Origin of the sequence: Paludisphaera soli, from assembly GCF_011064595.1 — a bacterium.
Classification (GTDB): Bacteria; Planctomycetota; Planctomycetia; order Isosphaerales; family Isosphaeraceae; genus Paludisphaera; species Paludisphaera soli.
In genome coordinates, this window is record NZ_JAALJI010000021.1 from 37,194 (window position 1) to 50,363 (window position 13,170).

Annotated in this window: 11 protein-coding genes; 7 read left to right on the top strand and 4 right to left on the bottom strand. The window is 72.3% G+C overall.

Translation table 11 applies throughout. From position 1 onward, the window contains the following. The first annotated feature begins 350 nt into the window (after positions 1–350). Together G6O68_RS22445 and G6O68_RS22450 are read left to right on the top strand one after the other, a co-directional pair. Positions 351–842, top strand: coding sequence for a hypothetical protein (locus G6O68_RS22445; protein WP_165250890.1), 492 nt, complete (start codon positions 351–353; stop codon positions 840–842). Positions 843–955: 113 nt separating this feature from the next. Continuing rightward, positions 956–1,363 carry a ComEA family DNA-binding protein gene (locus tag G6O68_RS22450; protein WP_165250891.1) on the top strand — a complete coding sequence of 136 codons (408 nt, stop codon included), beginning with the start codon at positions 956–958 and terminating at the stop codon, positions 1,361–1,363. A 12-nt stretch (positions 1,364–1,375) separates the two neighbouring features. On the opposite strand, the gene G6O68_RS22455 is transcribed toward G6O68_RS22450, so the two are convergent. Beyond that, positions 1,376–2,320, bottom strand: a complete 945-nt coding sequence (locus G6O68_RS22455) for a hypothetical protein (RefSeq protein WP_165250892.1) — start codon at positions 2,318–2,320, stop codon at positions 1,376–1,378. A 78-nt stretch (positions 2,321–2,398) separates the two neighbouring features. Beyond that, the gene (locus G6O68_RS22460; RefSeq protein WP_165250893.1) at positions 2,399–3,352 is read right to left on the bottom strand and encodes a hypothetical protein; all 954 of its coding nucleotides are present in this window, start codon (positions 3,350–3,352) and stop codon (positions 2,399–2,401) included. 180 nt (positions 3,353–3,532) lie between these two features. Between G6O68_RS22460 and G6O68_RS22465 the strand changes: the two genes are divergently transcribed. Further along, on the top strand, positions 3,533–4,150 hold the full coding sequence (locus G6O68_RS22465) for a sigma-70 family RNA polymerase sigma factor (protein WP_165250894.1): 618 nt from the start codon (positions 3,533–3,535) through the stop codon (positions 4,148–4,150). Between the two features lie 41 nt (positions 4,151–4,191). Beyond that, complete coding sequence (locus tag G6O68_RS22470; RefSeq protein WP_165250895.1) at positions 4,192–7,029, top strand: serine/threonine-protein kinase; 2,838 nt, start codon at positions 4,192–4,194, stop codon at positions 7,027–7,029. 21 nt (positions 7,030–7,050) lie between these two features. On the opposite strand, the gene G6O68_RS22475 is transcribed toward G6O68_RS22470, so the two are convergent. Further along, on the bottom strand, positions 7,051–8,313 hold the full coding sequence (locus G6O68_RS22475) for a peptidoglycan-binding protein (protein WP_165250896.1): 1,263 nt from the start codon (positions 8,311–8,313) through the stop codon (positions 7,051–7,053). A 229-nt stretch (positions 8,314–8,542) separates the two neighbouring features. Here G6O68_RS22475 and G6O68_RS22480 point away from each other — a divergent pair, with 229 nt between their 5' ends. Both G6O68_RS22480 and uvrB read left to right on the top strand, forming a co-directional pair. Continuing rightward, entirely contained in the window at positions 8,543–9,163 is a 621-nt protein-coding gene (locus G6O68_RS22480; protein ID WP_165250897.1) for a hypothetical protein, read from the top strand. Positions 9,164–9,263: 100 nt separating this feature from the next. Further along, positions 9,264–11,324, top strand: a complete 2,061-nt coding sequence (gene uvrB / locus G6O68_RS22485; protein ID WP_165250898.1) for an excinuclease ABC subunit UvrB — start codon at positions 9,264–9,266, stop codon at positions 11,322–11,324. 7 nt (positions 11,325–11,331) lie between these two features. Here the strand turns inward: uvrB and G6O68_RS22490 are convergent, their stop codons facing one another. Continuing rightward, complete coding sequence (locus tag G6O68_RS22490; protein ID WP_165250899.1) at positions 11,332–11,991, bottom strand: hypothetical protein; 660 nt, start codon at positions 11,989–11,991, stop codon at positions 11,332–11,334. 110 nt (positions 11,992–12,101) lie between these two features. On the opposite strand from G6O68_RS22490, the gene G6O68_RS22495 reads away from it, so the two are divergent. Then, positions 12,102–13,163 (top strand): substrate-binding domain-containing protein, encoded by a 1,062-nt coding sequence (locus tag G6O68_RS22495; RefSeq protein ID WP_165250900.1) that lies wholly within the window; start codon positions 12,102–12,104, stop codon positions 13,161–13,163. Positions 13,164–13,170 lie beyond the last annotated feature (7 nt).

Here is a 13,170-nt window from a genome sequence, read left to right on the forward strand (position 1 = left end):
AAAGCATCAAGAGCGGGGCCGTCTCGGATTTTCCTCATGCACTCATCATTTTCTGTGGGCTAGCTTGACACATGGTCTAGGCAGGATCGTAAATCCTGATACAACGACACCGTATCGCAAGCCGAGGGCCCTCGATGGGGGACTCCCAAGCTTCGGTCGGAACTCTCGCCCTCGCCGCGACGTCGGCCGCGGTCCGGGCGTCGGTCGGATGGAGCAGGATTTGGACAGGTCAGAATCGGTCCTGGATCGAGGAATCGAACGGTCGTCGTGTCGATCGGATCCGTCGGACCTCATGGAGGAGTCAGGCGTTCGTCGTCGGACGCAGCCGTCGGTCGAGGAGTGGCATCGTCATGGGTTTCGTCGTACCACCGTCCAAATGGGAAGCTCAGCACGCGAGGCAGATCTTCGCGGCGCAGTCATACCAGTCCGCCAACAACGGCCAGCTCCCGGACACGCGGGTCTGGCGGATGCTGGAGTTCCGCCACAACCTCAATCCCTCCCGGTTCAACTTCTACCACCCGAACATCGGCCGGATGATCGACCTCCAAGGCGAGACGCCCGCCCCGCCCGCCGAGCAGATCGTCCGGGGCTGGGAGGGGCACATGCGCGGCCCCGAGCCGGTGCCGCAGGTGATCAACCCCCCGGTCAACCCGCCGGTCATCCCCCCCGTGATCCCGCCGATCATCCCGCCCCTGAACCCCCCCGCGGGCCAGGGGGGGACCCCGACGACCCCGCCGGTGACGCCGCAGGCGGTTCCCGAGCCGGCCGCGTTCCTGATGTTCGCCGTGGCGATCCTGACCATGGGCCTGTTCTTCCATCGGGCCCGCCGCAAGCCGCGTTGACCCCGGACCACGCGCCGCAGGGCGACCGGGGGAGCGTCCTTGTCGGCGACCGGGCGGCGGGGTAAGTTCGTTGCGGCGGCTCACGACCCGTTCGTCGCTCGCAACGGACGCCCATGCCAGGCTTTACGGAACATGAGTTCAGGGGTTCGAGGCCGCGGTCGGGCCCCTGGACGGCCGCCGGCCGTCGCCTGCTGGCGGCCCTGGCGCTGGGCGCGGGCCTGACGATGCTGGCCCTGGCCGCACCCGCCCGACGGAACGAGCCCACCGCCGCGCCGAGGCTGGTGCTCGACCTCAACGCCGCGCCGGTCGAGGTCCTCTCGGCCCTCCCCGGCGTCGGCCCGTCGCTCGCCCGGGAGATCGACGCTCGCCGGGCCGAGGCCCCGTTCCTCAGCCTCTCCGACTTCGGCCGACGCGCGCGGGGCGTGGGCCCGGCGACCCTCGCCCGGCTCGCCCGCCACCTCCGCACGGGCGCCGACGAGGTCGCGGCCCGCCTCCACGACGGGCCGCCCCGGCCCCGCTGAGGCCCCTTCGCCTCAGGCGTCCACCGAGCGGGCCCGCCATCCCCGCCGCAGGCCGGCCCCGGCGGCGATCGTCAGCAGCCCGATCGCCGACGCCGCCAGCGCCGAGGGCTCCGGCACGGGCCGGACCAGGGCGGCGGTGCTCAGCTCCACGAAATCGAAGGCCGTGTACGGCTCGTTAGGGGCGCGGAAGTCGACGATCAGCGAGCCGATCCAGGAATCGCCGCCGTCGGCGAAGACGTCGGAGAACGCCAGGACGGCCGTCGCCGCCTGGATGAGGCCGTCGTTCCGCGTGTTGTTCTGCTGGCGGAGGCCGAGGATCTCGGCGGAGCCGTCGGCCTTGACGATCCGGATCGAGGCCGGCGTGACGTCGTAGTCCCCGAAGAGGAGGTTGAAGTAGATCTCCTGCCGGACGGCGAGCGCCGTCTTGTCCACCTCGAACCGGAAGACGAAGCCGGGCTGGTTGGGGGTCGTCGTCGAGGGGGGCGTCGGGAACGGGCCGCCGGGGCCGAAGATCAGGCCCGTCTCGGCGTCGCCGCCGACGAGCACCTCGCCGGCGGCCCGGCTCGCGTCATAGCTCGTGGACAGCGAGACGTCGGTGAACTGCGAGCCGGTGGTCCCGACCGCGTTGACGACGCCGGCGCCGGTGAAGATCGAGTTCCCCGCGATTTCCGCCGCGCTCCGGAAGTCGAAGTTGTCCTTCGAGCCGGTGCGGAGCCAGCCGTCCTGGTCGATGTCGGGCAGGACGTCGCCGTCGGTCAGCAGGCCCGCCCGGTCGCGGTTGGCGTAGCCGCCCCCCTTGGCGGCGCGGAATCCGCGGGCCTCGCCGTAGCCGAAGCCGTCCACGTCGCCGATGCGGACCAGGGGCTGGACGTCCTCGCCGCGCGATGGCGCGGGGGCCGTCCAGAGCAGGCCGCCTAGGGCCGCGACCGACCAAACGGATTTCGCTGCTGACTTCATGAGATCGTTCCTCGGGGTGGACTGGCGTCGCCCGGGCGGACGTCCCGCCCGGGTTCGTGGTGGTGCTTCGTGGAGGCTTCAGCGGCCCGCCCCGGCGGGGATGGCGTTGCTCAGACGGAAGGGGTGCCGCCCGGGATTCGTGCCCTGGCTCCCGATCAGGAAGGCCTTCGCGCCCCCCTCCCCGTTTCCGTTGCGGGCTTCGATGGTCAGGACGGCGTCGCGGCCCGCGACCCGGAAGTCCAGGCCGTCCTCGGAGCCCTTGGGCAGGCGGACGTCGAACCTGAGCGTGGAGGGATCGGGCTGCCAGGCGTTGTCGGCGAACCTCCCCTTTCCGATCCCGCAGAGCTGGTAGCCCTCGATGGTCCCCCCATCGACGGCGATCGTGCCGCTGATCACGCGATCCTTCACGAGCGGCGTCATGCGGATGCGCCAGGTCCATCGGCCGTCGTTCGGGTCCTTCTCGGCCCAGACGGCGATGGCGGCAACCTTGCCCGGCTGGAAGTTTCGGGGCCGGCCGCGGGGGTCGATCGCCTCGAAGTCCCGCTTCGGGGCGTCGGCGGCCCATTCCTCGGCGAGCGCGTCCAGTTCGTCCCGGATCCGCCGCGCGTCGTCGCGGCGGTCGGCCCTGGTCAGGGCGGCGACCGCCGCTTCGTAGGCGTTTTGCAGCCGTTTTCGCGCCTTGTCGCGGCCGGATTGATACTGGCGGCCGCCCCGGGCGAGTGCCTGGCCGAGGGCCTCGTTCGGGTCGGGAAGGGTGCGCTCAAGCTCGAAGGCGTCTCTGGCCGCCTGGACGGCCGTCAATTCGTCGAGCTTGCCGAGCTTCCGTCGGCCCTCGATCGCCTCGTCGAATCGCTTGAGGAGCGACTCGCGCGCCTTGGCGATCCGGGCCTCGAAGTCGACCTGGGCCGTCTCAAGCTTCGCCAGGATCGGATCATCGTCTCCGCGTGCGACGCCCCAGGCCGCGAGCAGGCCGAACGCGAGCGTGAGGAGGCGGATCCGCGGCCGACCGTGACTTCCTGAAAAGGCTCTCATGGTTTGATCTCCGGTGGATTCCTGCCCAATTGAGCGGCTGCGATCGATTTGGGGATATTCGGCGTGGTGACGGCCGGTTAAAATCGCCTCGCCTGGGATCATGATCTCATCGGGTTCCTCACCCGCCCGATCGGCCTCCTCATCCATTACCGGCGGCCTTAACGCGCCCGGGGGGAATTCGTGGAAGTCGGCACGCCGAATCTCGGAAGCCGAGGAGCGAGGACCGATCGGTCCCTGCTCGAACGGGTCCGATCGCGAGACGACCACGAGGCCTGGGCGGCCTTCCTGGCCGAGTACGTCCCCCGGATCCGCGCCTGGTGCCGCCGACCGGGGCTGGGCGAGGAGGCGGTCGACGAGCTGATCCAGCGGGTCCTGGTGCGCCTGGCCTCGCGGATGCGAAGCTTCGCGTACGACCCATCGAAGACGTTCCGGGGCTGGCTCCGTCGGGTGGTCGGCAACGAGGTCTGCGACTACCTGCGCGAGGCCGGCGCCGCCGCCCGGCCGCTGCCGCCGGAGTACGACCCGCCCGCCCCGGCCGCCGCCACCTTCGGCCTGCTCGACGATGAGCCCGACCATCCGCTGTTCGAGCGGGCGCGGGCGATCCAAAAGGCCGTCCGCGCGGGCGTCAGCGAGACGACCTGGGCCGTCTTTCGGCGTTGCGCGATCGACGACGAGCCGATGGCCGAGGTCGCCCGCGACCTGGGCATGAGCTTCGCCGCCGTCTACATGGCCGTCCGCCGCGTGGGGCGGAAGCTGGCCGAGCAGGGCCGGCGCGAGCTCGACCGCCCCGGCCGATAGAGGTCGAGCGACCAGGACAGGCATCCGGGAGCCGCGAAGTCATGCAATGCCCCCAGCACCGGGCGCTCCGCCGGCTTGACGACGAGCCGGGGGAGCGGCCCGCCGACGCCTCGCTCGAACGCCACCTGGAAGCCTGCCCTCGTTGCCAGGCCGTCCTCGAACGGCTGGCGAGGGCCGATCCCTCGACCGCGACGACCCCGTTCGCCGACGACGACGCGGGGGATGCTGAGGCCTGGCCGGAAGTCCCCGGTTTCGAGGACTTCCGCGAGATCGGCAGGGGCGGCGCGGGGGTGGTCTACAAGGCCAGGCGGACGGCACTGGACGCCTGGGCCGCGATCAAGGTCCTCCCCGGCGGCCGGACCTGGCGGCGGGAGCAGGGGCTCCGCGAGGCCCGGGCCGCCGCCCGCGTCCGCCACCCCAACGTGGTCCGGACGTTCGACGTCGGCCTGGCGGGGGACCGGCCGTACATCGTCATGGAGTACGTCGAGGGGGGGACGCTCGCCGATCGGCTCGCGCCCGGTTCCCCGATCGCGCCGGGCGTCGCCGCGAGGCTCGTGGCGATCCTGGCCGACGCGGCCGAGGCGATCCATCGCGAAGGGCTCGTCCATCGCGATCTCAAGCCGTCGAACGTCCTGCTCCGGGACGGGGCCGAGGTCACGCTGGATCGGTGCGACCCCTTGATCGGCGACTTCGGGCTCGCCCGGGAGATCGACCCGTCGGGTTCCGGCGACCTCCGCGGCGGCACAGGCACGCCCAACTACATGGCCCCCGAGCAGGTCGACGGCCGCTTCGGATCGATCGGCCCGGCGACCGACGTGTACGCCCTGGGGTCGATCCTGTACGTCCTGACGGCGGGCCGGCCGCCGTTCCGGGGGAAGGACGCGCGCGAGGTCCTCCGGATGACGGTCGAGCGGGAGCCGCTGCCACTGCGACGGCTCCGGCCCGACGTGCCGCGCGACCTGGAAGCGATCGCGTCGGCCTGCCTTCGGAAAGACCCGTCGCGACGATACGGCTCGGCCCGCGCGCTGGCCGACGACCTGCGGCGGTTCCTGGACGGCCGGCCGGTCTCGGCGCGGGCGGCGGGGCTCGCGGAGCGGGCATGGCGGCGGGCGCGACGTCGGCCGGTCGCTTCGGCCGCGGCCTGCGTCCTCCTGCTCGCCGCCGTCGCCTTGCCGTTCGTCGGCGTCGCGTTCGCTGGGCTCCGGGATCGGGCCGAGGCCGGCGAGGCCGCCGCCCGGCTTTCGCGGATGGACGCCCGCTCCGGCGCGGACGCCGCCGCCCGGGTCGTCTCGGAGTTCGCGGCGAGGATCGGGGAGGTCGAGCCCCGCAACGCCGCCGCCCTGGCGGTCTCGACGACGAACGCCCTGGCGGAATGCCGCGCCCTCCTCGAACGTCGGCCCGACGACGCCGGGCTCCGCCGCACGCTGGCTCGGCTCGCCCACGCCTCGGGCCGGCTCCAGGGCCTGATCGGCGACCATGTCGAGTCCCTCCGCCTCCTGGAGGAAGCGGCGGCGATCGGCTCGCGCGACGTCGGGCGGTCGCCCGACGACGCCGCGATCCGCTATGCGGCCGGGTTCTACCTCCGCGACCACGCCCAGGCCCTGATCCAGGCCGGTCGCCTCGACGAGGCCGGGACGGCCCTCGGCCGCCATCGCGACCTGCTGGGGCCGATCCGAGGGCTGCACGACGCGGAATTCCGGCTGTGGGAAGGGCGGCTCCTGGCCGCCACGGCCCTGGAACTCGGCGGTCGCCAGGAACAAGCTCGACGCGACCTCGCCGACCTGCAACGGGAGCTGGAGGCCTCCGTCGCCGCCGAGCCGGGCGTCGCGTGGGCCTGGGGCATCCTCGCCGCCGCCCGGCAACGCGACTGGCGATTCCTCCCCGCCGTCGAGGCCCAGCGCCGGTGTTTCGCCCTCCAGCCCGAGGACGGCGAGACGGCCGTCCAGCTCATCGGCATGCTGATCGACGTCGCCCGGGAGACGCGCGACTCGCAAGCCCGCCGGCCGATCCTCGTCGAGGCCGACGCCGTCCTGGCCGACCACGTCGGCCGACTTGAGCGAACCCTGGCGCGCACGCCGGGCGACGTCCCCGCCGGCCGGGCGCTCGCGAGCTTTCAAGGGCTCGCCGGGAAGCTCGCCGAGGAACGCGCCCGGCTCGACGACCCCTCGGGGACCTTCGCCGGCCGCCTGCTCGCCGCGATCGAGGCCGAGTCGGGCCGCCCCCCGGTCGACGGCGGCTGGCTGGCCTCCTCGTGCGAGGAACTGACGGCCGAGTACGCGACCCAATCGGGACTGCCGGGATCGGCGGCGGCGGGGGAGGGTCGGGGGGAACCTTCGGCGGGCTGGGCGACCCTCGACTTCGAGCGGGGCCTTGGGCTCCTGGAACGAGGTCGGCCCGTCGCCGGCCGCGCCCGGTTGTTCGAGGCGCTCGCGCGGTCCACGTTCCTGCACCGCGACCGGGGCGACCGGGCCCGCGCGGCGAAGCTCGGCGCGATCGCCCGGGCGGGCGTGGCCGCGACGACCCCCGGAGCGGCCGACGAGGTCGCGTACCACCGCGCCGCCGTCCAGGTCTGGACCCACTCCGCCAAGAACGACTGGGACGTCGACCGTCGGGCCGCTCGCGAGGCCCTCGTCCGGGCGACGGCCTCGGCGCGGGTGGTCTTCGACCGCGAGCCGGAGGCCGCCGAGGCCCGCACGGACCTGGACAGGGCGCTCGCCCGGCTCTCCCGATTCGAGTGCGAGGACGGGGATTATGCGGCGGCGAAGGCCTCGCTGGACCGCCGGGCCGAACTCTGGCCGCCGGATTCCGCCGAGGCGGCGACCGTCGCCGGCGACGCTCGCAAGCTCGCCGACGAGGCCGCCCGTCGCCGGAGCCCCTGAGGGAGCGGAGGGGCCTCCCGGTCAGTCTCCGGCCGGCGTGGGAGCGACATGGCCGCGGCGGGTCCATCCGTATCGGAACAGGTTGCGGGCGTCCAGGTAGCGGGCGTCCGTCGTGGGCGCGCCCAGGATGACCACGATCAGGTGGTCGTCGCCGCGTCGGCCGCTGGCGACCAGGCAGTTGCCGGCCGCGTTCGTCGTCCCGGTCTTCACGCCGTCGTAGCCCTCGGTGCCCAGCAGCCGGTTCGTGTTCGTCCAGACGACGTTCCGCTCGTTCCCCTCGGCGTCGACGAGCTTGCAGCCGCGCTTCGGGGTCGAGACCACCTTCGCGAGGGTCGGATCCTTGAGGACGTGACTCGCGAGGCGGGCCAGGTCGCCGGCCGTCGCGTTGTGGTCCGGGTCGGGCAGGCCGTGGGTGTTGGTGAAGTGCGAGCCGGCCAGTCCGATCTCCCCGGCCGTGCGGTTCATGGCGGCGACGAAGCGGGCCAGGGGGTCGGCCTCGTCCCCCTCGACCTCGACCCGGCCGCCGAAGTGCTCGCCGAAGGCCACCGTGGCGTCGTTGCCCGAGGGGAGCATCATGCCGTAGAGCAGCTCTTCGACCGGGACTTTCTCCCCGGCGCGGACGCCCGAGGTCGAGCCGGCGGTCTTGTCCGCCCGCTCGGAGAAGGTGACGGTCTCGCCCAGCGCCGCCGGCTCGCGTTCGAGCAGGCGGGCGACGACCAGGGCGGTCATCATCTTGGTGGTGCTGGCCATCGGGAGCGGCTCGTCCTGGCGGTCGCCCCAGAGGACCTCGCCGGTCCGGCCGTCGGCGATCGCCCAGGCCTTGGCCGAGACGAACGGCGGGCCGTCGAGCGGGTCGGCCGGCTTCTTCGGCTGGACCTCGGCGTTGACCACCTCGGGAGCCGGGACGGGGGGCTCGGGGAGCCGCTCGGTCCCCAGGGCGCGGCGGGTCTCGGCGTCGGCCGTCCCCGTCGGGGCGATCCCCTTCGAGCGCTGGAAGCGGGCGACCGCCGCGCGGGTGGCGTCGCCGTAGTCGCCGTCGTCGTCCAGGCCGGGCGAGGGCTCGAGCGCGCGGTTCAGCCGGCGCTGGAGGTCCTCGACGGCCGCTCCGCCGTCGCCCGGCTTGAGCGGCGTTTCGACGTCGATCCGCCCTCGCGAGGCGCGGCGATCGGCCGGGGCCTGGGCGGAGGCTTCGAACGTCGCGCCCCCGGAGAGGGCCAGGGCCAGGAGGAGGAAACGGGCGGACGAGAGGACGCGACGGGCGGGACGCCGTCTGATTTCGGGCATGGCGGATCGGCTCCGAGGGGGGGGGCGTCGGCGGGCGCGTCGGCCTGGCTCCTGTCGATCGTGACCGCTCGCGGCCGCGTTGGCAAGGTGGCGGGGGAGCTTGACCGCCCGGACCGCCGCCCTTAAAGTCGGCCCGATTTCGCGTGCTCGTTCGAGGATGCACGGACGAGAGCCGGGCGACGCCCGGCGGGCCGGGCCCTCCCATCGGCACCGCGGGCGGAGGCCTCGCATGTCGGAACGGCTGAACCTTTACGGATTCTCGATCGCCCGGATGCGACGCCTCTTCCGGTCGGGCGACGTCGAGGCCGTCGCCCGGATCCGCGAGCGGATGGCGACGGAGCAGCCCGATCTCTCACAAAGGGAACTCGGGGAGGTCTGCGAGATCGTGGAGCGGGCGGTCACGACCGGCGTCCCGTTCGGCGACCTGGAGTGCGAGGGGCACGCTCACTGGCTGGCGGCGAACGCCCTCGCCGGCCACGACCAGGAATGGCTGGTCACCTCGGCCTCCGCTTACCACGCCTCGGCGCTGCGCGACTCCCTCGGGAGGCGGTATGGGAAGTACGCCCGGCCCGAGGTTCGGGCACTCCTCCGGGGGTTCGCCGAGGGCGTCCCGCTGTTCGGCCGCAGCCTACCCGAGGACGGGCTGCTCTACGCGGCCGTCGGGGGCGAGAAGTTGCGTGCGTTCGGCCCGGGGTTGGTCGACCTCCGCGAGCAGGTGGACTACCGGGTCGGCCGCAAACGCGAGCCCACCGGCGAGGACCTGGAGGCGGCCGAGTTCGTGGGCGAACTGTGCGGGTGGATCGCCCAGATCCAGGAGGCCGGCCTCGACCTCTGGTACTGCACGGCCTGAGCCCCGCCCGGGCGAGACTTTCGGCTCGTCCGTGGGTATACTTGGACGCCTAGACCGACGTTCACCAGGAAGCCCCAGTCGCGACGAGGCCCCAGACACGATGAGCGCCTATCAGCTTGTCAGCCCCTATCAGCCGGCGGGGGACCAGCCCCAGGCGATCGAGAAGCTCGTCCAGGGGCTTCGCGACGGCCGGGGCGCGCAGACGCTCATGGGCGTCACCGGCTCGGGCAAGACCTTCACGATGGCGAACGTCATCGCCCAGTACGGCCGCCCGGCGCTGGTGATGTCGCACAACAAGACGCTCGCCGCCCAGCTCTACGCCGAGTTCAAGGAGTTCTTCCCCCACAACGCCGTCCGCTACTTCGTCAGCTATTACGACTACTACCAGCCCGAAGCCTACATCCCCCAGCGCGACATCTACATCGAGAAGGACGCCTCGATCAACGAGGAGATCGAGCGCCTCCGCCTGGCCTCGACGAGCGCCCTGGTGAGCCGGCCCGACGTGGTGGTGGTGGCCAGCGTGTCGTGCATCTACGGCTTGGGCTCGCCCGACGACTACCGCAAGATGATGGTCCGCCTGAAGCTCGGCGACCAGGTCGACCGCGACGAGCTGCTGCTGAAGTTCGTGGACATCCAGTACGACCGCAACGACGTCTCCTTCGAGCGCGGCAAGTTCCGCGTCCGGGGCGACGTGGTGGAGCTGTGGCCGGCGTACGAGGAGTTCGGCTACCGCATCGAGCTGTTCGGCGACGAGGTCGAGCGGCTGGCGACGATCGACGCGCTGACCGGTTCGGTCGTCCAGACCCACGACGACCTGTACATCTACCCGGCCAAGCACTTCGTCCTGCCCGAGGAGCGCATCCAGGGCGCCGTGGACTCGATCGGCCGGGAGCTGGAGGAGCGGCTCCAGCAGTTCAAGGAGCAGGGCAAGCTGCTGGAGGCCCAGCGGCTCTCCGCCCGGACCCGGTACGACATGGAGATGCTCCTGGAGGTCGGCTACTGCTCGGGGATCGAGAACTACTCGCGGCACCTCTCGGGCCGGAACCCCGGCGACATGCCGAACACCCTTCTGGACTTCTTCCCGCCCGACAGCCTGTTCATCCTGGACGAGTCGCACGTCACGCTGCCGCAGATCCGGGGCATGTTCGCCGGCGACCACAGCCGCAAGCTGACGCTCGTCGACCACGGCTTCCGGCTCCCGAGCGCGCTCGACAACCGCCCCTTGCGGATCGACGAGTGGGAGTCCAAGCCGTCGCGGCGGCTGTTCGTCTCGGCCACGCCGGCCGACTACGAGGTCGCGGCGTCCGGCGGCGAGGTCGTCGAGCAGGTCATCCGCCCCACCGGACTGATCGACCCGATCGTCCGCGTTGAGCCGGCGCGGGGCCAGGTCCCGGCGCTTTTGGAAGAGGCGAAGAAGCGGGCCGCGAAGGGGGAGCGGGTGCTCATCACCACCCTGACCAAGCGGCTGGCCGAGGACCTCACGCGCTACCTGAAGGAGCAGGGCCTGCGCTGCAAGTGGCTGCACTCGGAGCTGGACGCCATCGAGCGGGTGACGATCCTCCGCGAGCTTCGCGAGGGGGCCTTCGACGCGCTCGTCGGCGTCAACCTGTTGCGCGAGGGGCTGGACCTTCCCGAAGTGTCGATGGTCTGCATCCTCGACGCCGACAAGGAGGGGTTCCTCCGCAGCGAGACGTCGCTGATCCAGACGATCGGCCGGTCGGCCCGGCACGTCAACGCCGAGGTCGTCCTTTATGCCGACAAGATCACGCCGTCCATGCAGCGCGCGATGGACGAGACCGAGCGCCGCCGCCAATTGCAGCTCGCCTATAACGCCGAGCACGGCATCACGCCGGAGACGATCGTCAAGGCGATCCGCAAGGGGATCGAGGAGGAGATCCACGCCCGCACCGTCGCCCGCGAGGCCGTCCACCGCGACGAGGCGACCGACGCCAGCGAGGAGTACCTGACGGCCCTCGAACTGGAGATGATGGAGGCCGCCGAGAAGCTGGAATTCGAACGCGCCGCCGCCCTCCGCGACAAGATCCACCAGCTCCGCTCCGCCCAGGACGGCGGCGTCGCCCGCCCCTCCGCCTCCCCCCAGGGCCAGAGCGCGCGGGCCAAGGCGAAGGCCAAGGCCCGCGCGGGGAAGAAGCGGCAGTAATGCCGGATCAGTCGGAGTCGGCGGGGGAAGGGTGCGGACGAATTTCCCCCGCCTCACCATCCGGGGGCGCGATCGGGATGCCGTCCGCCAGTTCCTTCGCCTGGGCGTCGCCGTAGAGGGATCGGAGTCGGCCTTCCAGATTGCGACGGTCCTCCTCGGAGCCGACCGCACCATCGAGGTGAATCTCGTTGTAGAAGCAGAGGTCGGCCGAGAGCCCCCGAAAGGCCGGCTCCTGGAGGATGGGGAGGAGCCTGTCGAGATCGCGGCGGGCGCGCATCCCCTCGGCCGACAGGGCACCGCCCACGAAACCGACGAGCCCTCCCGTGGCGACGAGCACAAGGCCGACGAGCAGGAAGCACGCGAGCCGCGCCAAAGACGGCCGGGGGGCGGGATCCGCCGCCGCTCCGTTTCCGGGCCTCGGCCGGCCCGCTATCGCCGCGGCGAGGACCGCGACGCAACCGACGAGGATCCCGACGACGGCCCCCTGGGTCGCCCCCAGCCCCAGCCCGACCCGGACCGGGTTGAAGTCGAACTCGGCGCCCCGGCGGAACACCCCCCGATAGTATGAGGGGACCCCGAGGCCCAGGGCCGTCCCCAGGGCTCCCCCCGTCAGGGCGAAGGCGACGCCGCAGCAGGCGACGATGGTCAGGCTCCGTCTGATCGGCATGGCGTCCCCCCACGACTCGAAAAGGCCCCCACCCATGTTCGCGCGCGGCGGCTTGGGATACACTACGGACGTGTCGGACAACGGTGTCTCGTCGGAGGATTTCGGAACCCATGACGCGCCTCGGTTTCGCTGGGATGAGCCCTCGTCGTCGAGTTCTGGGGCTGGTCGGGACGGCCTGCTGGCTGGCCGCGACGGGATGCGAGGGGCCGGCGCCGCCCCCTTCGCGGTCGCGCCCCGCCACCGTCGCGGGCCAGGGCGTGAAGACCCTGGAGCTGATCCCCGCGCCGAAGCTCGAGGCCGACCTGGACTTCGTGAAGGGCGCGGCGCGGATCCAGGCGGGGCTCGACACGATCCGCGTGCTGGTGGCCGACCCGTCGGCGACCTCGCAGGCCGAGCTGGTCCGCCAGGGCCTCAAGCGCGCGCCCGGCTACCTCCTGGTCGAGGCCCCGGCCGAGCCCGACGCCGAGCTGGCCGCCGCCGTCGGCGAGGCGCGGGCGAAGGGGGTCGCGATCGTCGCCCTCGGCCGCTCGCTGGGCGGCCCGGAGGGGGGGCCCGGGCGTGAGATCGTCGTCGCCCCCAGGCCGTTCGCCGAGTCGGCCAAGGAGATCGTCGGCCTGGCCGTCCGCAACGCCGGCAATGGCAAGGTCGACCCCAAGTCCGGCGCGGTGATCCTGGCCGAGACCCCGAGCGATCCGCTGATCGGCGACCGGATCGCCGCCCTGAAGGACGCCCTCAAGGCCGCCGGCGTGGCGGAAGTGGGCGAGCTTCGCACCGGCCGCGATTCCGAGGCCGCGCAGGCCGCCCTCCTCGACTTCCTGAAGGCCCATCCCGGGACGAACCTGGTGATCGCGGCCGACGGCGTGGGCGTGCAGTTGGCCGAGGACGTCGCCGGGGCGGTCCAGGACGATCGGGCCTTCGTCATCGCCGGCTACAGCCCCGACGAGTCGGGCAGTCGGTCGCAGGTGCAGGTGGGCGAGTACGCCGCGATCGGCATCTACGCCCCCGACCGCCTGGTCCGCAAGGGGATCAACGTCGCCGCCAAGCTGCTCCGCGGCGAGAAGGTCGCCGACCGCGTCGAGATCGAGAACTCCGTCATGGCGTCGCCTGTGGAGTCCGGCCTGGCCAAGGGACGGCCCGCGACCGCGCCGAAAAAACCCGTGGCCCCCGAGTAAAGGCCGC